Genomic DNA, 26,445 nt, shown 5'->3' on the forward strand with positions numbered 1-26,445 from the left:
TCGAAGGGGAGTTGAGGGGTTTGGTGAAAGAGATGATGAATTTTAGATATGAGGAGTATCCTTTTGAGTTGTTTTCGGTATCCCATGTGGTAGCAATGATTGTCTCGTTTGGATGTATGATCGGTTTGTATGTGTTCAGAAATCAACTAAACGGCAGGGGTAAGAGTGTGTTTAAATGGCTTCTGGTGGTGCTTATGGTTTTGAGTGAAGCATTATTTCAGATTTGGTACTTTATCAATGATCATTGGGATGTAGCCATTAATTTGCCGTTTCAATTATGTTCCATCTCATTGTATCTGTGCACGATCATGCTCATAACGAAAAGCTATAGAATCTTTGAAATCAGTTTTTTTGCCAGTATGACGGGTGCTTTTATTGCCATCGTGACACCTGAGTTGTTTTTTGGTTTTCCTCATTTTCGTTATTTTCAATTTTTCTTAGCACATCTGACGATCGTTATATCCTGTTTGTACATGGTATGGATAGAAGGCTTCACAATAACGTTCCGATCTATGGTTAGGGCATTCATCGCTTTAAATCTGATCGCTGTTTTCGTGTTTTTGTTGAACAGACTGGTTGGAGCAAATTATATGTTTCTTTCTCATAAACCGTATAATGCAAGTCCCATAGATTATTTAGGCGAGTATCCCTGGTACCTCCTTGCTCTTGAAGGTGTCGCCCTTATATTATTCATCCTCCTTTATTTACCGTTCTATCTCTTAAGAAAAAGGAAGAGTGTAGGGGAATTGTAAATATATGAAACTTTCTCGGGTATCAATCCGTCTATTAACATATAAGAAAAGACAGGTGTAGGTATGATGAGTAATAGTATGATCATAAGTATTATCATTTTGGTTTCTTATGGACTGGGAAGTATAACAGGTGCTTATTATATAGTGAAAATGTTTACCGGTGAAGATATCCGTAAACTGGGAAGCGGAAATGTCGGTGCGACGAACGCAGGTAGAGCAATAGGGAAAAAAGGATTTCTTCTGACGCTCCTGATTGATGCCGGGAAAGTGATTCTTGCAATCATGATCACGGCACAACTGGCAGAAGGCGAGAGTTACTTAGTTCTCAGTTCGATATTTGCCATGATCGGACATTTGTTTCCAATCCAGCTTGGATTTCACGGGGGAAAGGGAGTAGTTGCTTATTTAGCATCTGCCTTATTTCTTAGTCCCCTTACCATTGGGATTTTCGCCATCACTATGGGAATCTTATATCTAATTTTGAGAAGATACCCCATGGCCGGTTTTCTTTCAATGGCAAGCATTCCGATTACGGCGTATGTGCTTGAGGGTTCATTCACCATTTCAATCGGATTATTGTCACTATTTGTTTTTGTACTATGGGCTCATAAACGATGAAGCAGCAATCTGTCGATACATAGGAGGTACGAGAATGGACAACCTTTCTCTTCAGTATAAAATAGCAAGTGAATCATATGAGTTTCAACAAATTTATACATTGAATTATGAGACCTTTGTAGAAGAAATACCTCAGCACGAAGGAAATCAAGAACGCAAACTGATTGATAAGTTTCACGATGAAAATACATATGTGATTGCTAAAGATCAAGGTGAAGTGGTGGGCATGATTGCAGTTCGTGCCAAGCGTCCCTTCTCATTGGATTTAAAACTGAGAAATCTTAATGAATATTTGCCGACTGATGCTGTCCCTTGTGAAATTCGCTTATTATCTGTAAAGGAAGCGTATAGAAGTACGAGGGTTTTTTATCAATTATGTGAGCGTTTAGTATCTTATTGTTTGGAGAAAGGATATACGATGGCTCTCATTTCAGGGACGGTTCGTCAGCTGAAATTGTATAAACGAATAGGTTTCCAGCCCTTTGCCGATCTAGTAGGGGAGGAAGGGGCAAAATTCCAGCCAATGTATTTAACCCGTCATAGCTTCGAAAATTCGACGAAAGCCTTTCAGCGATTAATGATTCGCAAAACAGAAAAATCAGTTCCGCTTTCTTTCCTTCCAGGGCCGGTTCCACTTCATGGAAAGGTAGAAGAAGCTTTCAAAAGAGAACCCGTTTCTCATAGAAGCACGATGTTTATTCATGAAATGGAAGAAGTAAAAAGATCATTATGCGAGATAACAAACGCAAACTATGCAGAAGTTGCAGTGGGAACGGGTACCCTATCTAATGACATGGTTGCAGCTCAGCTGAAATGTTTGTCAGGCAGCGGCCTTATCCTGGCAAACGGAGAATTTGGGTACCGGTTGATTGATCACGCATACCGGTTTGATTTACATTTTCAAACGTTTGAAAAGGATTGGAATGAACCCATTTCATTGGTCGAAGTGGAAAGCCTACTCCAGAAAAATCAGAACATAAAATGGCTTTGGACGGTTCATTGTGAAACGTCGACAGGCTATTTGTATGACTTGGACGGGCTACTTTCTTTGTGTAAAACGTATGGAGTAGAGCTATGCGTCGATGCCTGTAGTTCTGTTGGGACCATTCCAGTGAACTTCAAGGAAGTGTACTTTGCCACAACAGTCAGTGGGAAGGGGTTAGGCTCTTATCCCGGCCTCGCTATTGTATTTCATAGGGACGATATACAATCCAGCACATCAATTCCAAGGTACTTGGATATGGGAATGTACGAGGTGAATGGAAGCATCCCATTTACCCACTCATCTAACCTAGTAAGGGCACTAAAGGAGGCACTGCATTTTATTGAGTATGAAATGCATGAAAAATTAGCTCATAAAGTACGGTGTGTGTTAACACTAGGAGGATTTCATATACTAGGTGATAAAAACTATTCCCCAGGAGTGATTACAATTGCACTAGAGAGGGAACAGTGTAGTAGACAGTTTGGAGATGTTTGTAAAGATAGAGGTATTTTATTAAGCTACGAAAGTGACTATTTGGTTAAGAGGAACTGGGTGCAGGTGGCACTCATGGGAACACAAAACGAACGAAAGGTTTTGAAAGCAATGAACATACTCAACAAAGAATATCAAAGCAATGTCGATTCAAGGGCTGTTAAATGAGTCGGATAACCCTTTTTTTCTCCCGTTTTAAAACATATAAACTAGTAGGGTTTGCCCTTGTAACCCTATGGTTAAAGACCGCTTTAGTTTCCCTTATTGGATTTAATTTGCATATAGAATCCTTCTTGGACTTATTACTTATCTTATTCAATTCCATTGGTTCGTTAATGATATTAGTCGGGTTCAGTTTTTATTTCTCAAAAAAGATAAAACCCTCTGTTGTCGTCCTTGCCATGGGGATTGCAACTGGTCTACTATACGGTGATCTATTGTATTTTAGGTTTTACTCCGATTTTGTAACCGTTCCGATTCTATTTCAGTTTAAAAATGTAGGGGGCATCGGGCCAAGTACATTTGAACTGATGAGTCCTTGGGACCTTCTCTTAATTACAGATTTCCTTCTGCTCGGATGGTTATTAAAGAAAAAGTGGACTCATCCCGTTAATGTGTCAAAAAGGTGGAAGCTTTCATATATCGGATTAAGCCTCCTGTTACTACTCGTTACAGTTGGATTAGGGCTAGTGAAATCACCGTATTTATTTGCTGAATCCTACGACAGAGAGCAAATGGTCAAATCAGTGGGACCTTATAATTATCATTTATATGATATTGGGGTCGAATCTACGGTTCCATTCACTAAGATGCTTGCCAGTAAATCAGATACAAAAGCATCCCTTAAATATACACAATCCAAGAAGCGTAATGAGTCAGACTTATTTGGAGTTGCAGAAGGAAAAAATGTCGTATTAATCAGTATGGAATCTACACAGAATTTTGTCATCAATCAAAAAGTCAACGGAGAAGAAATCACACCGTTCTTGAATTCTTTAATTAAGGATAGTTTTTATTTCAATCAAATTTATGACCAGACTGCACAAGGAAAGACGTCAGACTCTGAGTTTATGATTGATACAGGATTATATCCCTTAGCTAGTGGATCAGCTTTTGTTCGTAAACCTGATAACCGTTATAAAAGCATGCCCCATATTTTGAAACAGAAAGAAGATTATTATGCCGCTGTTTTTCATGGGAATGATCGTTCGTTTTGGAATCGTGATGTGATGTACGAATCGTTAGGATATGATCGCTACTTTTCGAAAAGAGACTTCAATGTATCTGAAGATAACTCAGTCAATTATGGAATAAAGGATATTCCGTTCTTCCAACAATCTATTTCATATCTTGAAAAATTGCCGCAACCATTTTATACGCGTCTCATAATGCTGACGAATCACTTTCCCTTTTTATTAGAAGAAGAAGATAAACTTATTCCAGAGGCTTCCACAGGGGAGGATGTTGTTAACCGTTATGTCACCACGGTACGTTACGAGGATGAAGCGATAAAGACATTATTTAACAAGCTTAAAGCAAACGGAATGTATGAGAACACTGTATTTGTACTTTATGGAGACCATTATGGCATCTCAGAAAAATATGAAAATGGAGTGTTCGAGCTTTTGGGGCAGGAAGATACCCCGGTGAATCATGTGAAGCTTCAGCAGGTACCCCTCATTATCCATGTCCCGGGAGAAAAAGGGAAAACGATTGAGACCATAGGGGGAGAAATCGATATTCGTCCAACCATTCTTCACTTATTGGGGATTAAGATGAAAGATAATCTTTCATTTGGTCATAACCTGTTCACTAGAAAGGAAGATCATCCAGTCATTTTCAGGGATGGAGATTTTGTTACAGAAAAGTACGTCTTTAAAGACAATGTTTGCTATGACAAGAATAGTGAAACATCCGCTACTGAATCATTATGCGAGCCGTTCAAAGAAACGGTAAGAAAAGAGTTGGGGATGTCGGATGATATCATTTATGGAGATTTGTTGAGGTTTTTGGAATAGCAAGCAGAAACCCCGGCTCTATTGTAGAGTCGGGGTTTGTAATGGGTATACACTTATCAATAATATAATTATGTAAACCGTATTGCGTTCTTTATTCATTCCCGATTTTCTAACAGACCGTATTTCTCAATCCGATTTTCGGAATTCATTTTGTAGAATCTTCCATTAAATCCGATGACTTCTAGACTAAATATGCGGTTCGGGTCATTCAGGCTTATGTAGTGTCTATTTATATGTAATGTAAATAGTCCAGGAGAAAAGGCTCCGTTTCCATTTGCAAGCTTAATCCTCTCTGTGATGTTGCCATTACCACTTTCCAATTCAATGATAGAGCAGTCTTTATTGCAATCAATAGTGTATTCTTCTTGCAGCCAAAGGGTAAAATCTTTTTCTGTCGGCTTATTGAGAATGGTTATACTGCAAAGTGTTACGATTAGACCTATTAGAAATAGGAATGTCCATCTTTTGCTCATTGTATTTAGCCTCCCATCAGGTTGTGAAAGAACTGGAAAATCTTGATGAATTAAGTGTATCATAGATTAAGAGAGATGAGATTTTTTAATAAAAAAGCTTAGGTTAAAATACCCTAAGCTTTTGGTGAGAATTATTGTTTAGTTGTGAGAGGTAGACGGATCTTCACGACGGTGCCATTATTCAACTCACTTTCGTACTCAATCATTCCACCCATTTCACGAATGATTTTATTCGTCACCATGCTTCCAAGGCCGGTGCCCTTTGTTTTCGTGGTGTAAAAAGGTAACCCGATCTTTTTCAACTCATCCCCAGTCATTCCTTTTCCCGTGTCTGAAATATTGATTACCACATTGTCCCTGGAAGAGTCTTCTTTTAAAAAGATGATGATTTCCCCATTTTCATCAATGGATTCAATACCGTTCTTTATGACGTTCATAATCGCTTGCTTCATATGATGCTCATCACCCTTAATATAATGGGTGCCATTTTGATGGAATAGTATCGATGTATTCGAATAGGAGGCAAATGGTCTTAGTAAGTCGACACAGTCCTGAATCACTCTTTCCAGGTTGATTGTAGACAGCTGAAATTCACCAGGTCTTGCTACGCTAAGATAATCTGTGATGATTTTATTCGTACGATCTAATTCATTTAGAATAAGAGGAGAGTACCTTTTAAACTGTTCATCCTCAGTGTCCTCGCTTAGATGCTGGATGAACCCTCTGACGGTTGCAAGGGGATTTCGAATCTCATGGGCGATAGAAGCTGCCATCTGGCCCACCATATTCAATTTATCGAGATACACCATTTCTTCGATCTGTTTGTTCGTTCGAATCAAATGTTCAATAATGAACACCAGAGCTAGAAAAGTAAAATAGAAAACAGAGAAATAAATAAAATAAAACGGCAAATGAAGAATAGGAATATAGTTGTTTATAATCGTGATGTAAAACAATGAATGAACCAGGAAGATGATTGTACTCCCCAATAATTTATATTGTGTATCTAATAACAGCCTACGAAAGAGAATGCCTATTACAAATGCCAGAACTGAGACCGCTATTCCAACCATGACATATGGACCGCCTATTAAATAGCGGAAGATGATCACGCATCCTAAAACGATCGATCCTGATAATAAACCGGCATAGATTGTCGCAATTAAAATGGCGATCATGCGTAAGTCAAAGTGAGTTTCTCCAAGGGTTTCAATCGGATAGAGCATACACAGTAAAGCCCCAAAGGATGCGATAAGACCATAAGTGATTTTATGTTTAAAATGTGGAACTTGTTTCTCTTTAAATGGAAATAATACGTTAGCATTATACGTAAATGAAAACAATATTGTAATATTGACCAACAAAGTTTTGATTAATGTAATCAAAGAAAAGCCTCCAAAACCTAATTTACCTGGAAACAGAAAACAGTTCCAGCTTATCCAAAATATGAATATACAAGTATTAAAAATACTTCATTTTCCCCTTCGAGTCAAATTTAATGGCAGAGGGACGGACCTTGAAATGTTAAATAGAGAATGGCTGGATAACTTGATTAGAAGGATTAAAACAAAGTATTCGTTAAGCCAATGGAAGTTGGACTGTGCTCATTTAGAGGTCCGTCCCTTACTATAAGCAGGTATTTTGGAGGGGATAATAGAATATATAAGTTATACAAGCTTGTTTTAGGGAACTTAAGGGTATTGGTTTTCTGTTTGTTACATAGATCATTTTGATTCCAGTGAGATGAGTTCAGTAGTTGTCGCGTGATGTTTATCTTTGGAGGAGGAATGAAGATGATTGAAGGACAGGTAATAAATCAATTGCAGCAAGTGAAAGTAAAGCATAAAAAGATTCCCCTTAAAGAGGTAGTGAAAAGAGCTGTCCTCATTACCATCGGGGCGATGATTATGGCAGTTGGTCTTGAAATATTTCTAGTCCCGAATCAGGTCATTGATGGAGGAATCGTTGGCGTCTCCATTATGCTCTCCCATATTACAGGCGTTAAACTTGGTCTTTTCATCTTTATTCTCAACATCCCCTTTTTCTTCATCGGTTATAAACAAATCGGAAAAACCTTCGCATTCTCTACACTTTACGGCATTATTATACTGTCGATTTCAACTACTTTTCTTCATCCGGTAGCTGCCTTCACACAAGACATTCTACTGGCTTCTTTATTCGGAGGAATCGTTCTTGGAATAGGAGTGGGTATGGTCATTCGTTACGGTGGATCCCTGGATGGTACGGAAATTCTTGCTATCTTATCAAGTAAAAAGCTGCCCTTCTCTGTAGGTGAAATTATTATGTTTGTCAATCTATTCATTTTGGCTTCCGCCGGATTTGTATTTAGCTGGGATAGAGCCATGTATTCACTTCTGGCCTATTACGTAGCTTTTAAAATGATTGATATTACCATTAAAGGGTTGGACGAATCCAAATCGGTTTGGATCATAAGTGAAAATTATAAGGAAATCGGTGATGCTCTCTTACACAGACTGGGGAGAGGAGTGACCTATTTGAAGGGGGAAGGAGCCTTCTCAGGAGATGACAAAAAAGTGATATTCTGCGTCATCACACGTCTGGAGGAAGCCAAACTTAAAGACATCGTCGCTGAACATGATCCATCCGCTTTTCTAGCTATTGCTGATATAGCAGAGGTAAGGGGGGGGAGGTTCAAAAAGAAAGATATTCATTAGGTCAGAAGCACAGTATAGGGAAGCCCTTTACTGTGCTTTTTGTTGATTTGACTCAGAAAATTGATTTTAGACTCCTTTCGTGAACATTTTGGCTGATGATTCATTGGAAGTGCTCTGATCAATAGCGTACATTTCCTTATTGTCGTCCCCTGTCGGTTATAGTATGATAAGCTAGATTATCACGGGAGGGGAGGGGAAAAGTGTGAAGAAAATCATGTTGCTTGTGCTATTTTGCTGTTGTGGAATTTTTCAGCAGATAGACGCCATACAGGCTCATAGTGGAGAAGAAGTCATTCAGGATCAAGCGCAGATGGCCTTTCTTGACGATGATTCTTTCTCATTAACTCCTCCTCTAGTGACGAAGAAAATAGAAGATAAAAGTAGAATTCCTTTTAAAAGAATTCTACCTCTAACTTCTCCCATTCATTCCAATGACCGACTCTATTCCCATTACCGTGGGGATTCAACCGGCTTTGAGGTCATCGTGAAATATCACTCCAACTATCTTTCGTGACTGTCCTATAAACAGAATGAATAAAAGATAGAGGAGAATTGATAAATGGACGTCATCATGTTAATAAAAGCATTCATCTTAGGTTTGGTTGAGGGGTTAACGGAGTTTGCCCCTGTATCTTCTACTGGTCATATGATTGTAGTAGACGATTTATGGATCAAATCAAAAGAGATATTGGGTAAATATCCGGCAAATACGTTTAAAGTTGTGATTCAATTAGGATCAATTTTAGCAGTTGTCATTGTATTTAGAGAAAGATTTAAAGATTTGCTCGGATTTAAACACCGTACCGCAAATAAATCATCCAATTTAAAATTAACCCATATTCTGGCTGGATTAATTCCTGCAGTGATCCTGGGCTTGTTATTTGAGGATTATATCGATGAGCATCTTTTTTCGCTTAATACAGTTCTGGCTGGTTTAACAATCGGTGCTTTCCTCATGATTGCAGCGGATTTGTTTCGTCCCAAGATTGTCACAGTGGAGAATGTCGATCAGATAACCCATAAAAAAGCGCTGATGATTGGGCTTATTCAATGCTTATCATTATGGCCAGGTTTTTCTCGGTCGGGTTCGACCATTTCCGGAGGGGTTTTACTTGGGTTAAGCTACCGGGCAGCATCAGATTTCACATTTATTATGGCGGTTCCGATCATGTTGGGAGCAAGTTCCCTTTCTCTAATGAAGAACTGGATGTACTTCACCCCTGAATTTCTACCGTTTTTATTGGTTGGATTTCTAAGTGCATTTCTATTCGCTTATCTGTCAATACACTTTTTTCTTAAAGTAATCAATAAGATCAGGTTAATTCCTTTTGCCATTTATCGACTGGTTCTGGTCGCGATAATATTTCTTGTTTTTTACTAAAATCACTCTTGACAGTTAGAAAATACTACCATATAATTTCAATAACAATTTTATTCTAAATTGAATATACTATACGAAAGCAAAGATGAGGACATGATTCATTCTGTTTTTTCTTGATCAGAGAGCAGGGTCACCGGCTGAGAGCCCTGAAGAGAAAGGAATGACTTACCACCTCGGAGCTATTATGGTGAAATGTCAGTATCCATAATCGGGAAAACCGTTATCTTACTTAAGCGAAGAGTACTATTTTACACTTCGGAATTAGGGTGGAACCACGACCGCACTCGTCCCTTGGTTAGGGATGGGTGCGGTTTTTTTATTAATTGAATAAAAAGTGATGAAGAGGACACGAATCATTTACTGCTTTTCTTACCAGAGAACAGGGTCACATGGCTGAGAGCCCTGAAGAAAAGGAAATGATTTACCACCTTGGAGCTATTATGGTGAAATGTCAGTATCCATAATCGGGAAAACCGTTATCAACTTTGAGCGGAGGGCTTTTGTTCAGCACTTCGGAATTAGGGTGGTACCACGACCGCATTCGTCCCTTGACAGGGATGAATGCGGTTTTTTATATGAAAAAATGATTAGGAGGAGACAAAATGTCAATTCAATCTGAAGTGGAAAAGCGAAATCACAGGAAATTAGGTCAGGAGCTGGAGCTGTTTGTATCGATGGAGGAAGCACCAGGGATGCCCTTTTATTTACCGAAAGGGATGCTACTACGTAATGAGTTAGAAGACTTTTGGAAGAGGGAACATCGGAAAGCAGCATACCAGGAGATTAGGACTCCCATTATGATGAAGCAGGAGCTATGGGAAAAGTCGGGGCACTGGGATCATTACCATGAGAATATGTATTTCTCAGAGGTAGATGATCAGAAATATGCAATCAAGCCAATGAGTTGCCCAGGGGCAGTCTTGATCTATAAAAGCAAGAGAAGAAGTTATCGTGAATTACCCCTTCGTTACGCTGAGCTGGGATTAGTTCATCGACATGAGCTATCGGGTTCATTAAGCGGATTATTGAGAGTCCGTTCCTTCACTCAGGATGATGCTCATCTATTTGTTAGGGAAGATCAAATTCGGTCGGAGCTTCATAAAGTATTGGATCTTATCGATCTTTTCTATAGTAAATTCGGGTTTGACTATAAGGTCGAGCTTTCGACTCGGCCGGAAGATTTTATGGGCTCCGTCGAATTATGGGATCAAGCCGAAGGAGATCTGGAAGCTGTATTGAAAGAGAGAGGAGTCAATTATCAGATCAATAAAGGAGACGGTGCTTTCTACGGGCCTAAAATAGACTTTCATATACTGGACGTTCTTGGGCGAAGCTGGCAATGTGGTACGGTCCAACTTGATTTCCAAATGCCTGAAAAATTCGAGTGTGAATATATTGGCGAAGACAATGGAGCAGTCAGACCGATTATGATTCACCGAGCCATTTACGGTTCAATCGAACGCTTTATGGCAATCATCATTGAACATTTCGGAGGAGATTTTCCCCTTTGGTTAGCTCCCCACCAGGTCAAAATCCTTCCGATCTCCGACGCACATCTCCAATATGCTCAAAGTGTGAAGTCTCAATTAGAAAGAGAAGGGTTTAGGGTAGAAATCGATGATCGTGTAGAAAAAGTCGGTATGAAAATCAGAGAAGCAGAGATGCAAAAAGTTCCATATATGATGATAATAGGGGATAAGGAGGTCGAAAGTGATACTATTTCGTTACGTAAGAGAAAGGAAGGAAACGTAGGTGTGTTGGAGTTAAATGAGGTTATGGTGAAATTACAAGAAGAGGTAAATGGCTTGGGTAGTAAGGCCAACTAATTCAAAAATCCACTTGAACATTTCCTGTATTTTCTATACAATGAGAGAAGGAAAATTCTGAATAGTGCGAGAGGGGGAGAAGGAATGTTAATCAATCATCAATCATATTTCAGCATTTCTTCTCCTATAAAAAGAACTAAAAGGGTATTCATTCCCTTTTTAGTTCTTTTTTTATGTCCAGGGGAGGAATAGTGATGAGATACAAGCGTGTGTTAATTAAATTAAGTGGTGGAGCGTTGGCGGATAAGGAAGGAAATAATTTTGGCACTGAAGAGCTTGATCACATTGCAGGCGAAATCATGTCGATCGTCAATATGGGGATTGAAGTTTCCATAGTTGTGGGCGGGGGCAATATATTTCGAGGAAGTCTGGCAGATACTTGGGGGATTGAGCGGGTAGAAGCTGATAGCATTGGTACTCTTGGAACGATCATCAACAGTTTAATGCTTAGAGGTGTGCTGAAAAGTAAGACCGACAAAGAAGTTCGAGTGATGACCTCTATCCCAGTATCAACGGTTGCCGAACCTTATATTCGCCTTCGTGCCGTTCACCATCTTGACAAAGGATACATTGTCATATTCGGTGGAGGAAACGGTCAACCTTTCGTAACGACGGATTACCCCAGCGTTCAGCGAGCAATCGAAACGAATAGTGAGGCCATCCTGGTAGCAAAGCAGGGAGTAGATGGTGTTTTCACAAGTGACCCAAAACGGGATAAAAAGGCGAAGATGTACCATAATTTAAATTATGATGACGTTGTAACGAATAATATTAAAATCATGGATCAATCAGCTCTGCTTTTAGCAAGGGACTATAAACTCCCTGTACACATTTTTAATTTCGACCAGGCAGGAATCATGGAGAAAATATGCTCAGGTCAGAAGCGGGGAACACTTATTAATCATGAAGAGACAAGACTTTGAGAAGATGAAGATAACTATGATTTTATGAAAATGATCGGATTGGGATAGGTAAGGTGAAAAATAATGGAGATCAATATTTATCACAAATTTGATTCGAATAAGCTGGATGAGATATGTGAAGTGTACCAGTCAGCAGGATGGTTGAAGCACTCAAATGAAGTAATTACCAAGGTTTTTCAAAGAAGTGATATAGTATCTTTCGCTATAAGTGATGGTAGGATCATTGGAGTTGGAAGAGCCCTTACGGATGGCGTATTCAATGCCGCAATATATGATGTGGTCGTTCATCTAGAGTATCAAAAAATCGGAATCGGAAGTCTCATAATGAGTGACCTATTAGAGCAGTTAAAAGATGTTTCTTGCGTTCAATTAATCTCAACAACCGGTAATGAAGAGTTTTATAGAAAACATGGAATGAAGAAACTGAAAACGGGTATGGCTAGATATTTGAATTCAAGTTTGACGGGTGAGTATTTGGATTAGGGGGCATTGAAGAAAAGAGACAGCCACGTGTGACTGTCTCTTTGTTTACACCATTTCCTTATAGAGCTTTTCAAACTGAGTGGCCACATCGAAGTCCAAATCTGTCAGACCATTTTCACTCCAGGAAGTCAACTCTACAATAACCAATTTGTATTGAATCGTTATAAAAGGATGGTGATTCACTTGCTCGGCTGCCTCTGCCAGTTTGTTGACGAACCGTATTCCTTCAAGGTAATCTTTGAACCGATAGCGCCGTTCAATCCATTTCTCTTCTTTAATGCGCCATTTCTCAAGAGTTTCAAGTTTATGAGAAATGGCAGCTTCACTTAACTTCTTCATACCATAACTCCTTTCCTTCCATACATGACATCTAGGCCATTTTGAATGAGACGTGCAAACCGATCCTGCTTACTTAAAGCATATAAGTCTTTCAGAAGCTCTTCCTTTAACTGAGACCCCGGCTCGTGAATCTGCAGTAGTTCGATAACTTCAAGTCTAAGCAGCCACTCTTCAGGGAAATCCTCTTTCAGCCTTCCTACTATACTATGAATAAGATCTCTGGAAAAGGCTACCTCTCTCAGTTCTCTGACCTCTCTGAAGAGACTGTCCAATGGTGTAAGATCATGACATCTGCCATCCTCTTCTTTGATAAGAGGGTCTTCTCCGAAGAAAGCATCATAATCTGCCGCATGTGGCCGTGCTGAAACAATTTCACTGCCTACTGCCAAATCGTATGTTCCCCATGAAGGATGGAATAAAACGTGTTCACCCAAAGTCACCATACATTCATCAATTGATATGAGAACAAGATGATGATGGTGAAAGACGAGATTCGTCACATGTCCAGAGACTTCAATTCCACCATCAAATGTGATTTGCATTATTTTATTCATCTCAATGCCAAGCTTCCTTAAAACCGCTTCGGTCTGATTCTCAAGAATGGTACCATCCTGAAGGATACCAATAGGTGCACCGAAGCCATCAGCATGATGATCTGTCCCGTGATGATCCAGTTGCTCGTTTTGGATGGAAAGTGAAGTAGGTCCTGCGGTTTTGACGTAGATAGCTTCACCATGCTCATTTTTTATGACTTCTTTGAAGATACCGGTGACTTGTAATCCTGAATTGTATTCGATATGAGCAAGTTGATTAGAATGAATCGCTTTCTCTATAGCTTCTGTTCCACCTTTACGGAAAGCCATGGTCTCTCCGAATTTCTCGACTTCTTCAATGAGTTGTTCGAAACTTTCACAAACAAATAATTGAGTTTGCATGGAGGTAACATCATAGCTAGTATGGATGGCATCTTCGATGGTGAATGGCCTTTTGATCACTTCACTTGATAAACAGTGCTTGCTTTCTCCAACCGATGAAAGCAGTCCTGCACCGAAGATCTTCGGTTGATGAAAATTACCAATTAAACCGAATTCCACTGTCCACCAAAAGATTCGTGAAATTTGTTCTGCTTCAGATAGACCGGAAACGGCCTCTTGCTTTTTAATTAACATCTGCTTTGCTTCTTCAATTTCTTTCTCAGTGGAGCTTGGATCCTCCATTACAATGGATAAATGCCTGGTTGCTTCAAATGCTTCGTGTTCTTCTTCAGAGGCAAAAGCGTTTGCTCCTATATTGCCGATTATCTTTACAAATCGGGAATAGGTTTCATCAAACAGAATGGGAGCGTGTCCGGCTGCTTCATGCAATATATCAGGAGCAGGGGTGTATTCGATATTCGATTTTTGACGAATATCTGTAGCTATCGGAAGAATACCGTGAGCTTGGAAATCAAAGAACGCTGTGCCAGGGATCAAACCGTCTACAATTGCAGCCCCCCAGCCAATTTTCCCTAAGTGCCTGTTCATATCACTTACCTTAGGAATTTCGTCTATGTTAATACCGGAGGCTTTTAATCCTTCAGTGAAAGCTTCATGTGCGGTATCTTCAAGAAAGTGATGATTCTGTCTCATCACATAACGCCACACGGCGTGATCGATAGGAGTGTATGAATGATAATGCTGTTCAGCTACAAATTGGCGTAAATGACTTGGAATGGTTTGGTTCATATTAAATTCTCCTTATTTCAAGATGTTATTTAGCGCTTAAACGCTTTTATGCGCGAAAGTGGATACATACAAAAAATCCCTGCTGAATAAATCAGCAGGGACGAAAAAGATCGCGGTACCACCCTTGTTGTAAGCAAATTGCCTACCACTCGAATTGATAACGGACAATAACCGTCTTGTTCCACTACAGAACAAGAAGCTCAAGAAACGTAATTCATGATTTTCCTATGTACTAGTTCCCAGCACCACTAGCTCTCTATAACAGGGAGGAGATCACTACTTCAAATCCATCACAGCTCTTCACAAATATGTATGATCAAGATGCTTTATATCTTAAACGCTTTTAAGCGTTAAAGTCAAGCGGCATTTTTAAGGAGTATAAATAATATAACTCAAGTGGCCTTGAATCAATAATGCCAGATAGATAAAAACGCCAGGAAATACTGGCGTTTTTAATTTATAGAATTTGCGTTTTTTCCTTCGGGTCCTGAAGTTTCATTTGTTCTAATTCGAGTCTCATTTTCTGCGTTTCAATCACAAAATTTTCGTGTTTCAGTTTTTCCAGTTCGAGTTGGTCTTCTATCATTTTTTGTTTTAGCTTGGATTGTTTTTGGAAATGATCCGTTATGATTCCGAGGATGGGTATTGAAAAGATCATGATAACAGCAATGGTTCCAGTCATGACAATCCTCCTTTTTCTCCTAATCGTTTTCGTTACTTAATAGTTAAATTATAACAAAACACGAGGTGGATTAGTATATAGTGTGGTAATGTTAAGATAGAATCTTTATACAAGAATATACGAATATAAACCTGAAAGAGTTTCATCATTTTATATAAAAGAAGGATTAGAGTGAGACATTTTCCTGATTTGGAAACAAGCCGTTTATCTTTAAATGAACTTCACTTAAAAGATGCACCTTTTATCTTGGATTTGTATTCTAATGAAACGTATGTAAGTATCCCTATGACGAGGAGTTGTTTTATAGAGCAACCAAGAACTATATAGAGTGGAATACATATGATGATGAAAACAAAAACCATAATCGCTGGGGGATCATAAGAAAAGTGGATGGAGGTTATAGTGGGAACCGTGGGATTTCATTTATGGGATCACTATAATCATATTGCTGAAATCGGGTACGATTTGGCTGAGGAATTTCTGGGGGGCAGGGTATATGAGTAAAGCCGTTGGAAAATGTTTAAAACATGGCTTTCTTTACGACTTAATCGAATTCACGCTTATGGAGCACCGAAAAATCATTCCTCCATCGGTTTACTTGAGAAGCTCAGATTTGAAAAATAGGGAATATTCAGGGAAAAGCATTATTTCATGGGAGAGTACTACGATCTTTACTGTTACTGGTTGTTAAAGAGAGAATTGAAATAATTATAAATCCCATTTCTTCTGAACGAATGTAAGCATAGACTCACGGTATCTTCTAACGATGGAATTCATGACCAAATAGGTAAAGGTACCAAATAAAGGAATATTAATGAACATCCCAATAAAGAACGCCTTCCCAATTTGCAGACCATAGCCTACTGCTTCACTTGCGGAGTCAACAGTTTCAACAGAAGGAACGACTACATTAATAGGGTAGAATAGATGGCCTACAAGAAAATTCAGATAGAAAAATAAAGGGAACGCCCAAATCAAGGAGACTCCACCTACTAATCCAGCGAATGGATTTCCTTTAAAAATCTTTGCACACGCCGTTGATATGACTGGACCTATACCAAAGGAAGGAACAAAATTCACTAATAAACCGACCGTGAATCCTAATGCAATACTGTGAGCATTATCTTTTAGACGTAAAAGTTTTAAAGTAAGGCATTTGAATTCTCTAAGCTTTTTTCTAATCATGAAATCATCACCAGTAATCGTTTACTTTGTTACTCATTTTATAGTATGGCTTAATTAGCAAGATTGTAAATGGAAAAAAGTACTTTTATAAAAAGTTTTAATCAATTTTTTAAGACAATCCTTTATGATTTTGAGGAACATGATATGCTAGTAGTAACAGAATTTTTGGCAGAGCGAGGATAAAAGATGAAACTAACGAAAAAAATACCCAATATGGTCACGTTGGGAAATCTGTATTGCGGTTTCTTATCAATTGGGTTTGCCGCAAGCGGACAATTTAAAAACGCAGCAATACTAATTATCATTGGCATGATGCTAGATAGTATGGACGGCAGATTGGCGAGAATGCTGCAAGCTGATAGTGTACTAGGAAAGGAATTAGATTCATTAGCTGATATTGTCACGTTTGGAGTCGCACCTTCCTTTCTTGTGTATTATACATATTTCTTTCAATTTGGATTATTAGGGTTTATCGTAGCAGGGTTATTTCCATTATTCGGTGCTTATCGACTGGCGAGATTTAATACCAGTCCGCCGAAATCTTCTCTTCATTATTTCGTAGGTGTCCCGATTACGGCAGCAGGTGGAATCCTTGCGATTCTCACCCTTTTTGGAAACTTTATTCCAAATATCGTGACAACGGTCATTTTCACAGCAATGTGTTTTCTCATGGTGAGCCGTATACGAATCCCCAGTCTCAAGGAAGTGCCTTTACCTAAATACGGAACAATCGTGACGCTCTTCATTGGAGCATTACTATTCGTCATTTACAAAGGGACTTATGAGGAGTTTCCCTATTTGATTTACATCGCCACACCACTGTATATCGCATATCTGACGTATCGATTTATTAAGAGATAAAAAAATGATCCAGGCATTCATTGCCTGGATCATTTTTTATTTACCACTGTGCAAAACCGTTTCCTTAAAACCATAATATCAAAATGCTAGGACCAGGTCCCTTACAAAATCAACTTAATGAATTATATAAAACCCATAACGAGTCCACCCACTGCTCCTGTCACCACGACGATCCAAGGTGGAAGTTTCCAAAAGACCAGCATGCTAAACAAAACCGCAGCAAAGGCAAAGTCTTGGGGAGCAAGAATGGAGGAAGTCCATATCGGATGGTAGAAGGCTGCAATCAGGATTCCAACAACAGCAGCGTTCACTCCCATAAGAGCTCCTTTTATCTTAGGATTCCTACGGAGAGAATCCCAGAATGGGAGAGTCCCTAAAATGAGTAGGAAAGCCGGTAGAAAAATAGCGAAAGTAGCAAGTATTCCGCCTTTCCATCCATTAATTACAGCACCAATATAAGCTGCAAAGGTGAAGAGAGGACCTGGAACCGCCTGGGCTGCACCATACCCTGCCAAAAACGCTTCTTCCGTTAACCATCCGGTAGGAACAAACTCCCGTTCAAGCAGAGGCAAGACAACATGACCTCCACCAAAAACCAATGACCCGGAACGATAGAAGCTATCGAATAAAGCGATCCATTCAAGGGAGGTCAATTCCCTTAAGAACGGAAGAAGAAATAGTAATCCGAAGAATATAACTAAACAAATCACTGCGAATCTACGAGTAATCGGGAAGTCAATTCCGGCTTCTTCGTCGGGTTTATGTTGTTTAAAGAGTAAAAATCCAATGAAAGCTGAAAGAAGAATGACCCCGATTTGTGAAAACGCTGTCTGCCATAATAAAATAACCACTAAAGTAAACAATGCAATCGCTTTTCGTTTTAAATCAGGCGTCAACTTTTTTGCCATTCCTAAAATAGCATGAGCAACGACTGCAACTGCGACAATCTTTAACCCGTGTATCCACCCGGCATCTGCCACATCCAATTCTCGAAGAATGATGGCGAATAGAATCAATGCAATGACAGAAGGGAGTGTAAAGCCTAAAAATGAAACAATTCCTCCAAGCACTCCTGCCCGCATGATACCAATGCCCATTCCAACTTGAGAGCTAGCAGGACCCGGGAGAAATTGGCAAAGAGCGACCAGATCTGCGTAACTTTTTTCATCCATCCATTTTCGTCTGCGAACATATTCTTCATGAAAGTATCCTAAGTGGGCAACCGGCCCACCAAATGAAGTAAGGCCCAGTCTTGTTGAAATAATCAGTATTTCAATCAGGGTCTTTAAACTTCTAGATGTTTTCATTATCATTTCACCTTCTTTGTTAGTCTTTAATTTCTTTAAATAGCTCATAAGCTTTATCTCGTGCTTCACTGAGTACTTTATTGCCTCTATCTGTAGTGGAATAATACTTCCTGATCTTTCCCTCCACGTTTTTCTCTTCTTTTGTTAGTAGTCCGTCAGTCTCCATTGAGTGAAGAATAGGGTACAGTGTACCGGAGCTTATGCTATATCCATGTTCTCTTAATTCTTCTAACATCCACGTCCCATAAATAGGCTCTTCTTTGGCATGATGGAGTATATGGATCTGGATAAACCCTAGAAAGAGTTTCCGTAATACTTTGTCTTCCAAGTAAACACCTCCTACTATTCAAATCGAAATTCAATATCGAAAGTCGATATCAAAATTCTACACAAAGACTGTAACATAAAAAGCGTGCTGATTCAAAGGTTTGACGGCAAATTTACAAACTCTTAACAAAAGGTATTTACGAATATAAAAAGCCATATCCGCAATGGATACAGCTAACGTTCACCAATATCTCTATCATGATAAAAAAATGAATAGGTCTTGACTAAGCCAATCAAAAATAAGCCAATGGCAAAGTAGGCGGGCAGAAGATGGGTAAACGAGGTGTACCCGATAGCAAAATGAATATATATGCCCGAAATAAAGGCAGGAAGCCCCCCTATCAGAAGGGTCTGCCAAACCCACTTATTTCCTTGCTGAAAGCCCCAAAGTGAGAGAGTTAAGACTAGTAATCCCACACTTAGTAAAGCACTGCCGAATCCCGCTCGATCATGTGCAATAACGGGAATGAGGTTCTGATTGAACTCATGAAGAATCTCCGGTGGCATACAGAGGTAAAGAAGATCCGTGGGAACAAAAACAGAAGTAACCCCAAAGTAAGAAATGACAAGACCACCAAGAACAAAAGAAAATCCAAGTACGACAAATGCAAGCTGACCATACAGGGATTGCATCCATATATTATGATTTCTTCGATTTCGGGATGAGGGAGTTCCATTTATCCCCCTTGTATGAATCCAGCCATATACGTAAAAAGGTAGCAAAACGAACCAAAATAAAAGGTGAAGCCAGTCAAAATAGCCATACCCTATAAATAGGAAAATTCCCAGAAATCCTGTAATGGCAGCAATGTCTATTGATCGTTTGGCCCATAGGAGACCTCTTTTAACACCATGGAAGGAGAGCTGCATATACACTATCCCTCCAGAAATCATTGTACCTGCTAACGTCATCCGATCATGAGCCATAAATTTTACAATCCGGTCGTTGAATCCAGCAATCGATTCCCTCTTCATCCCCAAATAATGTTCATCATAGGGCAGAATCACTGAAGTTAAACTAAATAGGAAGGCTAAGAGTCCTCCTATAAAAATAAATAAACCAAAATACCAGTAAGATTTCCATCCCTTTTGAGGGGGGATCTGATCGTTCAAATCATCCAGCAATGCTTCGTTAATGCGTTTGGTCAAGCCCGGACCTGAAAAGACATATCCATCTGAAAGAAGAAGGAGGCTTGCCCCTGCATCCAGTAGAGATAGCGCCTGACCTGGTTCATGAACTCCACCTGAAGTGATGATTGAGAGAGTTGGGATTGCCTTTTTATACGTACGAATAGTTGAGAGGAGAGTCTTGAATTCATCTTCTTCCACAACGATTCCTGAAATATCTTCAACGCTCAATTTATAGAGAAGATCTAAAGTTGGATTTGAGATGAAAATCGGTTTGTTACTTTGTATTGTAGGGTGAATTTCATCACCTTCGACAATATAACCATCTGCCAATACATCTAATTGTTCCATCATAATGGTTATTTCTTGAGGTGTCCCCGACAAGCGTAAGATGAATGGCTGTCTTTTTCTAATCTTCCTTAATTTCTCTATAGTCTTCTTTAATCCAATGGATTCGGGGGGATCCGAAAACTGAATACGCTGCTCATTATGATTCGTAATGGGATGGTACGATTCTGTTGGCTGTATCGTTACCGGACCAACCTCAATAAAGCCAAATCCCAAATGGGTAAATGCAGATGTACCGGTTAGTAACGGGTCAATTTTACCGGATAGACCAACAGGATTGGCAAACTCTATCCCATTAAATTGTATTTTAAGTTGAGGGGGGCACTCTTCTCGTCCCAAAAAATTGATAATGTGAGGACCAAGGGGGAGAGAAGCGATTGTACTCATTCCTCTATGTATAAACTCTCTCGACATATGAGCAGGGAGTTTGGATAAAACGGGTTTGAATATTCTGTGATAGGACCAATCAGGCATAACACATTCCTCGCAATTTATTGTAATACCATCATTTTAACAGGGATTTTCATAGAGTGGGGGGGATTTAGAGAAGAAGTTGGTTACGTGGACATACGAATTACTATTATGATTCAAATATTGGTGAAAGCTATTGGAAGGAAATAGCGTGATATAGAAATGACTAAGATTCAGGATCTTAATCATGATTGTTTATGTGAAAAAACAGACTCGTGAACATATTTTAGTTCTTTCTTCCCGAATTCTGTTACATCAGTTATATCTTCTAGATTCCGTCGATATACTTTACAGGTTTATTTCAATGGAAAAGGAGAGAGTGTATGATTAAAAAGATTTGTATGAGCGTTTTTGCACTATTTTTATTGCTGCCGTCCTGGAGCCAGGCAGGTTCATTCGGGGGTGATGATCCTTCTGGAGTTCCCGGACAGTGGTATGTAGGTACAACTCCCTCGTATGTGGCCCCTTCCAAGCATCCAATCCTCTTTGTTCACGGATTAAATAGCTCTTCTAACACATGGTGGAATGGAAATAATATGTATGACACAGCCTTTCAAAATGGTTATGAAACCGCTTTTATCGATCTGTATCCAACAAAGAATATGTGGGATAACGGTGCCCTCCTGGCCCAGAAAATACGCAACATATACGATTATTACGGTGAAAAGGTAGTAGTTGTGGCCCACAGTAAAGGGGGCATCGATACGCAATCAGCACTTGTACACTATGGCGCCTATCCGTATGTCTCAAGGGTGATCACCCTTTCCACGCCACATTATGGTTCTCAACTGGCAGATCTTGCTTATAGCAGTTGGGCAGGATGGTTGACAGGTATTCTGGGAAGTAAGAATGACGCCACCTATTCACTGCAAACAGGATATATGAGTTATTTTCGCTCTGAAACGGATCATCGTCCTAATGTAAATAGAAATCCGATCTATACGTTTGGCGGGACAAAATGGGGAAGCTTCGGAAGCTCTCTTTATTGGGGTGGATTGTATCTTAGTGCTTATGGAAGCAACGATGGTGCCGTTACAGTAAATAGTTCGAGACTTCCCTATGGCACAGAATTGAGAGTTGGGGGCTGGGATCACTTCACTATCAAAGAAGGTTCCTCTACCTTTAATTTGTTCAAAGATTATTTGAATGAAGCGACCAAAACGTCAGGCTTTAACGCTCAAAGTGTTGTGGAGAGAAAAGGTGCAGAAAGCGCTGCCTCTTATATTAGGGGAGGCGAATATAGTGGAAAGAAACTAGAAAAGGTCTTAGTTGAACAGGGGGCTAAGTCCGTAACATTTGATTGGATAAGCAATAGCTCTTCATCACAATTAATCCTTAAAGATCCTGGTCAAAAAGCAAATTCAATCTTCAAGGTAAAAAAGGATGAAAGTGAATACTTTAACGGTGCGTATCATCATACTGTTACTGTTAAAGATCCGGCACCAGGGGAATGGACGGTTGACGCATCGTCGTCTTCAGCAGAAAAATATCTCTTACATGTGTCTTTTGAAAGCGTGATGAATGATGCTTTGAGTATCCATTTAGCACAGGATGAAATCAGCTTGAAAGCCAAGGAAAGTAAGCTAAACCTTAGACCAGTCATGACTATTGAATATTATAAGGATGGTAAGTTGAAGAAGAGTAAGGTGAAAACAAAGAACGACTCATTAAAACTTCCGAAACTTGGAGAAGGAGTTTATAATGTGACCATTGATGTAAAAGGAAGCGGTGACAAAAATACGTTCCAAAGAACCTTCATTAAAACCATTTACGTTGATGCTTCAGGGGCCGTTTATGGACAGTAGGATAGGTTGAAATACTTTAGGTGAGAAGCTGATGTTCCATTAGCTTCTTTTTTAATGGAAAAGCGGGACTGAACAAATAGTCTCCCTCCATTAGTTTGACAAAAGTCAACAATTTCAGAAAAGTAATAGGAACTTTTATCCACACGCAGTTCCGTATTTCAGTTCTAATGTTTCATTTTTGCAAATGGAAAAGGGTTTCAATCCATTAATCTCTAAATAAATTAGGGAGTCGAAATAAAAGGAGGAATACATAATGAAAAAGAAATTAATGGTTGGTGCACTTTCGGGTGTGTTAGTAGCATCAGGAATCGCTTTCTCTGCACCGGGCGCATCTGCACTTGCAAATGGTCCAGGATATAATGGGAACGAGACGATCAAAAACGAGCGACTTCATAATTATGAAGAAATGGTGAGCATGCTTCAACAATTAGATCAGAGATCAAATGCTCTATCATTAGAAGTGTATGGTCAATCCGTCAAAGGACGAGATCTTTATCTTGCGAAATTTGGAACCAATGATAACAACCCTACAATCCTTTACTTAACTCAGCAGCATGGGAACGAAACATTGACGACTGAAGGTGCCCTTCAGTTCATCAAGCATCTTACTTCGAACTCAAAAGAAGTAAAAGAAATGCTTGAGAACGTAAATATATTGGTTGCTCCGCGATTAAATGTGGATGGAGCAGAAGGGGACGTTAATTTCTCCTTGGAGGATTATGTATCGGGAACTCACACCCGCTACAATGCGAACGAAGTCGATTTAAATCGTGATCATGTGGACCGGAAACAACCGGAAACACAAGCTCTTCATAAAAACGTTCTTCAAAAATACAAGCCTGATTATATGATCGATCTTCATCATCAAGGAGCCGAAACAACGCTTGGAGATACAGATGAACTCGTATCAGGATCTATCCTTTATCCTACAAATGATGAAGTGGATCCTGAAGTAGTGGAGAAATCAAAACAGCTTGGTACAGTCCTTTATAACACGGTGGAAAGCCGTGGATTCGGTACGTTATCAAAATACATCGGTGGCACAGCACCGACGATTAGCCGCAACGGACTGGCGGTAGAATATGGGATTGCAACCCTTCTTTTTGAAATGAGGGGAATGGCTGATCATTACCGCGATGATTATGTTCTGGGTCAAAAGAGTAATGGTTACCTTATCAAGCAAGCTGTTATTAGTTTAGAAGCTACGGCAAAAGCCATTGCTGACGGGTCAATTGAAAATGCGGATACTTCTTTCTGGGATACGCTTCCTGAAAGCTCATATAATCGTAGTGAAAGTGAATAAAAATATAAATAAATAGAAAAAGACTTCCTATTAGGAAGTCTTTTTCTATTTCACGATCATCACGGGACATTTAGCCCTTTTAGCGACTTTATGGCTTACACTTCCCAAGACCATTTCTTGAAATACATTTAATCCACGGCTTCCAATCACTACTGCATCGAAGTTGTTTTTGTTCGCATGCTCAACAATGGCTGGACCTGGTTCTCCGTGTAAAAAGATAATCTCATAGTCGATGCCTTCACGTTTGGCTTTTTGTTCTATCAATTGCAGTTTCTGCTTCCGTTTGTCTGTTGCATCCAGTCCCCAATGGTTAAGAACATCTTCCTTTGATTGCTTCCCGTCTACTACATAAACAATAGCTATTTTAGAGCCTTCATGGCATCTTGCGAGAGCGATCGCTTTTTCTCCTGCTCTTAAAGAGTGTTCAGACCCGTCTGTTGCGAGAAGAATGTGTTTGAACATTGCATTTCCTCCATCCGATGAAAGCGTTTCGTATTAAGTTCTATATTTTTATTCAATTTCCTTTATAGATATCTAAGATATATTTTACACGTATTTGAACTGGATCAGATTATGGATGAAATCCAGAGTAATAGGAAGATAAAACTGTATGATTGCGCTTTCATTATCATTTCACAAATCAAATGATCCATTATATAATGTCCTTTGTGTTAAACGGCCCCGACTTTCATGAGAGTTGAAAGTCATAGATAATTAGGAAGAGGTGCATTATGAGTTTAAGTAAAAAAATTAAATATGAATGGTTTGGAAATGTTAGAGGAGATGTACTGTCCGGTATCGTCGTTGCGATGGCATTGATCCCGGAAGCGATTGCCTTCTCAATTATTGCAGGAGTAGACCCGATGATAGGATTGTACGCTTCCTTCTGTATCGCAGTAGTCATTGCATTTGTGGGTGGACGTCCAGGAATGATTTCAGCTGCAACGGGTGCTACAGCCTTGCTTATGACGACTCTGGTAGCTGATCATGGTCTCCAGTATTTACTTGCTGCTACGATCCTGACGGGTGTGATTCAAATTGTCATGGGTGTCCTGAAGCTAGGGCGTTTAATGAAATTTGTACCACGCTCCGTTATGATAGGATTCGTCAACGCTTTGGCAATCCTTATTTTCTCGGCACAATTACCTCATTTTGTTGGTGAATCATGGATCATGTATGCAATGGTTGCAGCAGCACTTGGAGTCATTTACATCCTTCCACGTTTCACAAAAGCTGTGCCTTCAGCATTGGTGGCCATTATCGCGGTTACGATTTTTGCTGTTGTAACAGGAAGTGGGGTTCGTACCGTGGGAGACATGGGTGAACTAACTCAAACATTGCCCATATTCTTGATTCCTGACATCCCATTTACATTTGAAACTCTGCAAATCATCTTTCCTTATTCTTTATCGATCGCGATTGTTGGATTGGTCGAGTCACTCTTAACTGCGTCTATTGTAGATGACATGACTGATACAACGAGTAATAAAAATAAGGAGGCAAGAGGGCAAGGTATTGCCAACATTGTGTCAGGTTTCTTTGGTGGTATGGCAGGCTGTGCGATGATCGGACAATCCGTCATCAATGTAAAATCAGGCGGGCGAGGGAGATTGTCTGCTTTTGTTGCGGGAGTTTTCTTAATGATCCTTATTATCGTCCTGAATGATTTCTTAGTTCAAATTCCAATGGCTGCCCTTGTTGGGGTAATGTTTATGGTGTCATTTGGGACATTTGACTGGTCTTCTTTAAAGAATATTCATAAAACACCAATAACCGATACGGTTGTAATGTTAGCGACCGTAATAACTGTCCTATTGACACATGATTTATCAAAAGGAGTTCTAGTGGGAATTATCTTGAGTGCCATCTTCTTTGCATCAAAAATTTCAAAAGTGAAGATTACGAGCATGATATCCGATGATAAGCATAAAAAAGTCTATCGTGTTTCAGGACAATTGTTCTTTGCTTCTGTAACAGAATTTGTTGAAAGCTTCAACTTCAATGAAGATGTAAAAGAAGTAACTCTAGATTTAACTCATGCACACTTATGGGATGACTCAGCGGTAGGGGCAATTGATAAAATCGTCATTAAATATCATCAAAATGGTGTAAGGGCAAATGTAACAGGTTTAAATGCTGAAAGTAATAGGCTAATAGAAAAACTGGCTGTGCATAACAAGCCGGGTGGACTAGGTAAAGTGGTTAATCATTAGTGGGATATTTAGAAAAACTCTTGGTCATTTTGATTAAGAGTTTTTCTACTTTACTAAACTTTCACTTGAAATAAGCATATAAGCATTTTATTATATAAGAAACAA

General features: G+C 39.4%; 25 protein-coding genes and 2 other annotated features. Of the genes, 15 read left to right on the forward strand and 10 right to left on the reverse strand.

The features are described 5' to 3' along the window. Positions 1-23 precede the first annotated feature (23 nt). The 4 genes from AAEM60_RS10760 (at position 24) to AAEM60_RS10775 (ending at position 4,865) form a co-directional block, all read left to right on the forward strand. Entirely contained in the window at positions 24-752 is a 729-nt protein-coding gene (locus AAEM60_RS10760; protein WP_341357989.1) for a TIGR02206 family membrane protein, read from the forward strand. Between the two features lie 63 nt (positions 753-815). Further along, on the forward strand, positions 816-1,370 hold the full coding sequence (locus AAEM60_RS10765; RefSeq protein ID WP_341357897.1) for a glycerol-3-phosphate acyltransferase: 555 nt from the start codon (positions 816-818) through the stop codon (positions 1,368-1,370). Positions 1,371-1,404: 34 nt separating this feature from the next. Continuing rightward, complete coding sequence (locus tag AAEM60_RS10770; RefSeq protein WP_341357898.1) at positions 1,405-3,015, forward strand: aminotransferase class V-fold PLP-dependent enzyme; 1,611 nt, start codon at positions 1,405-1,407, stop codon at positions 3,013-3,015. Further along, positions 3,012-4,865 (forward strand): LTA synthase family protein, encoded by a 1,854-nt coding sequence (locus tag AAEM60_RS10775; protein WP_341357899.1) that lies wholly within the window; start codon positions 3,012-3,014, stop codon positions 4,863-4,865. Before AAEM60_RS10770 ends, AAEM60_RS10775 begins: the two co-directional genes overlap by 4 nt. A gap of 95 nt (positions 4,866-4,960) precedes the next feature. Here AAEM60_RS10775 and AAEM60_RS10780 read toward each other — a convergent pair whose 3' ends face one another. Together AAEM60_RS10780 and AAEM60_RS10785 are read right to left on the reverse strand one after the other, a co-directional pair. Continuing rightward, positions 4,961-5,338, reverse strand: a complete 378-nt coding sequence (locus AAEM60_RS10780; RefSeq protein WP_341357900.1) for a hypothetical protein — start codon at positions 5,336-5,338, stop codon at positions 4,961-4,963. A gap of 131 nt (positions 5,339-5,469) precedes the next feature. Next, positions 5,470-6,723, reverse strand: a complete 1,254-nt coding sequence (locus tag AAEM60_RS10785) for an ATP-binding protein (protein WP_341357901.1) — start codon at positions 6,721-6,723, stop codon at positions 5,470-5,472. 408 nt (positions 6,724-7,131) lie between these two features. Between AAEM60_RS10785 and AAEM60_RS10790 the strand changes: the two genes are divergently transcribed. From AAEM60_RS10790 to AAEM60_RS10815, 6 genes are all read left to right on the forward strand, one after another. Continuing rightward, complete coding sequence (locus AAEM60_RS10790) at positions 7,132-8,034, forward strand: YitT family protein (protein WP_187443370.1); 903 nt, start codon at positions 7,132-7,134, stop codon at positions 8,032-8,034. Between the two features lie 202 nt (positions 8,035-8,236). Next, positions 8,237-8,548: a hypothetical protein gene (locus AAEM60_RS10795; RefSeq protein ID WP_299741175.1), complete on the forward strand. Its 312-nt coding sequence runs from the start codon at positions 8,237-8,239 to the stop codon at positions 8,546-8,548. A 45-nt stretch (positions 8,549-8,593) separates the two neighbouring features. Beyond that, positions 8,594-9,415: an undecaprenyl-diphosphate phosphatase gene (locus AAEM60_RS10800; protein WP_341357902.1), complete on the forward strand. Its 822-nt coding sequence runs from the start codon at positions 8,594-8,596 to the stop codon at positions 9,413-9,415. A 328-nt stretch (positions 9,416-9,743) separates the two neighbouring features. Continuing rightward, positions 9,744-9,967 (forward strand) — a binding site (T-box leader). 50 nt (positions 9,968-10,017) lie between these two features. Next, the gene (gene thrS / locus AAEM60_RS10805; RefSeq protein ID WP_299741177.1) at positions 10,018-11,241 is read left to right on the forward strand and encodes a threonine--tRNA ligase; all 1,224 of its coding nucleotides are present in this window, start codon (positions 10,018-10,020) and stop codon (positions 11,239-11,241) included. Positions 11,242-11,435: 194 nt separating this feature from the next. Beyond that, complete coding sequence (gene pyrH, locus AAEM60_RS10810) at positions 11,436-12,164, forward strand: UMP kinase (RefSeq protein WP_341357903.1); 729 nt, start codon at positions 11,436-11,438, stop codon at positions 12,162-12,164. 63 nt (positions 12,165-12,227) lie between these two features. After that, positions 12,228-12,647, forward strand: coding sequence for a GNAT family N-acetyltransferase (locus tag AAEM60_RS10815; protein WP_299741181.1), 420 nt, complete (start codon positions 12,228-12,230; stop codon positions 12,645-12,647). Between the two features lie 45 nt (positions 12,648-12,692). Here the strand turns inward: AAEM60_RS10815 and AAEM60_RS10820 are convergent, their stop codons facing one another. The 3 genes from AAEM60_RS10820 to AAEM60_RS10830 all read right to left on the reverse strand — a co-directional run bounded on the left by AAEM60_RS10820 (position 12,693) and on the right by AAEM60_RS10830 (position 15,392). Further along, positions 12,693-12,986 (reverse strand): 4a-hydroxytetrahydrobiopterin dehydratase, encoded by a 294-nt coding sequence (locus AAEM60_RS10820; RefSeq protein ID WP_299741183.1) that lies wholly within the window; start codon positions 12,984-12,986, stop codon positions 12,693-12,695. After that, entirely contained in the window at positions 12,983-14,710 is a 1,728-nt protein-coding gene (locus AAEM60_RS10825) for an aromatic amino acid hydroxylase (RefSeq protein WP_341357904.1), read from the reverse strand. The genes AAEM60_RS10820 and AAEM60_RS10825 overlap by 4 nt, the downstream gene beginning before the upstream one ends. A 93-nt stretch (positions 14,711-14,803) precedes the next feature. Next, positions 14,804-15,013, reverse strand: a binding site (T-box leader). Between the two features lie 154 nt (positions 15,014-15,167). Then, positions 15,168-15,392, reverse strand: a complete 225-nt coding sequence (locus AAEM60_RS10830) for a hypothetical protein (protein WP_299741187.1) — start codon at positions 15,390-15,392, stop codon at positions 15,168-15,170. 496 nt (positions 15,393-15,888) lie between these two features. Here AAEM60_RS10830 and AAEM60_RS10835 point away from each other — a divergent pair, with 496 nt between their 5' ends. Next, entirely contained in the window at positions 15,889-16,083 is a 195-nt protein-coding gene (locus AAEM60_RS10835; RefSeq protein ID WP_299741189.1) for a hypothetical protein, read from the forward strand. 17 nt (positions 16,084-16,100) lie between these two features. On the opposite strand, the gene AAEM60_RS10840 is transcribed toward AAEM60_RS10835, so the two are convergent. Further along, a complete protein-coding gene (locus AAEM60_RS10840; protein WP_341357905.1) occupies positions 16,101-16,577 on the reverse strand; it encodes a DUF2062 domain-containing protein in 477 nt (158 codons plus the stop codon). Positions 16,578-16,763: 186 nt separating this feature from the next. Between AAEM60_RS10840 and pssA the strand changes: the two genes are divergently transcribed. Next, positions 16,764-17,438, forward strand: coding sequence for a CDP-diacylglycerol--serine O-phosphatidyltransferase (gene pssA, locus AAEM60_RS10845; RefSeq protein ID WP_299741191.1), 675 nt, complete (start codon positions 16,764-16,766; stop codon positions 17,436-17,438). Between the two features lie 122 nt (positions 17,439-17,560). Here the strand turns inward: pssA and AAEM60_RS10850 are convergent, their stop codons facing one another. The 3 genes from AAEM60_RS10850 to AAEM60_RS10860 form a co-directional block, all read right to left on the reverse strand. Next, a complete protein-coding gene (locus tag AAEM60_RS10850) occupies positions 17,561-18,751 on the reverse strand; it encodes a chromate transporter (RefSeq protein WP_299741192.1) in 1,191 nt (396 codons plus the stop codon). Positions 18,752-18,764: 13 nt separating this feature from the next. Beyond that, complete coding sequence (locus AAEM60_RS10855; RefSeq protein ID WP_299741193.1) at positions 18,765-19,073, reverse strand: PadR family transcriptional regulator; 309 nt, start codon at positions 19,071-19,073, stop codon at positions 18,765-18,767. A 173-nt stretch (positions 19,074-19,246) separates the two neighbouring features. Beyond that, complete coding sequence (locus AAEM60_RS10860; protein ID WP_299741194.1) at positions 19,247-21,022, reverse strand: dihydroorotate dehydrogenase; 1,776 nt, start codon at positions 21,020-21,022, stop codon at positions 19,247-19,249. Positions 21,023-21,342: 320 nt separating this feature from the next. Between AAEM60_RS10860 and AAEM60_RS10865 the strand changes: the two genes are divergently transcribed. Then, complete coding sequence (locus AAEM60_RS10865; protein ID WP_341357906.1) at positions 21,343-22,824, forward strand: hypothetical protein; 1,482 nt, start codon at positions 21,343-21,345, stop codon at positions 22,822-22,824. Between the two features lie 253 nt (positions 22,825-23,077). After that, positions 23,078-24,127, forward strand: a complete 1,050-nt coding sequence (locus AAEM60_RS10870) for a M14 family metallopeptidase (RefSeq protein WP_299741196.1) — start codon at positions 23,078-23,080, stop codon at positions 24,125-24,127. A gap of 45 nt (positions 24,128-24,172) precedes the next feature. Here AAEM60_RS10870 and AAEM60_RS10875 read toward each other — a convergent pair whose 3' ends face one another. Then, positions 24,173-24,589: a universal stress protein gene (locus AAEM60_RS10875; RefSeq protein ID WP_299741197.1), complete on the reverse strand. Its 417-nt coding sequence runs from the start codon at positions 24,587-24,589 to the stop codon at positions 24,173-24,175. Positions 24,590-24,858: 269 nt separating this feature from the next. Here AAEM60_RS10875 and AAEM60_RS10880 point away from each other — a divergent pair, with 269 nt between their 5' ends. Continuing rightward, entirely contained in the window at positions 24,859-26,340 is a 1,482-nt protein-coding gene (locus AAEM60_RS10880; RefSeq protein ID WP_299741198.1) for a SulP family inorganic anion transporter, read from the forward strand. Positions 26,341-26,445 lie beyond the last annotated feature (105 nt).

Origin of the sequence: Rossellomorea sp. y25 (assembly GCF_038049935.1) — a bacterium.
Taxonomy (GTDB): domain Bacteria; phylum Bacillota; class Bacilli; order Bacillales; family Bacillaceae_B; genus Rossellomorea.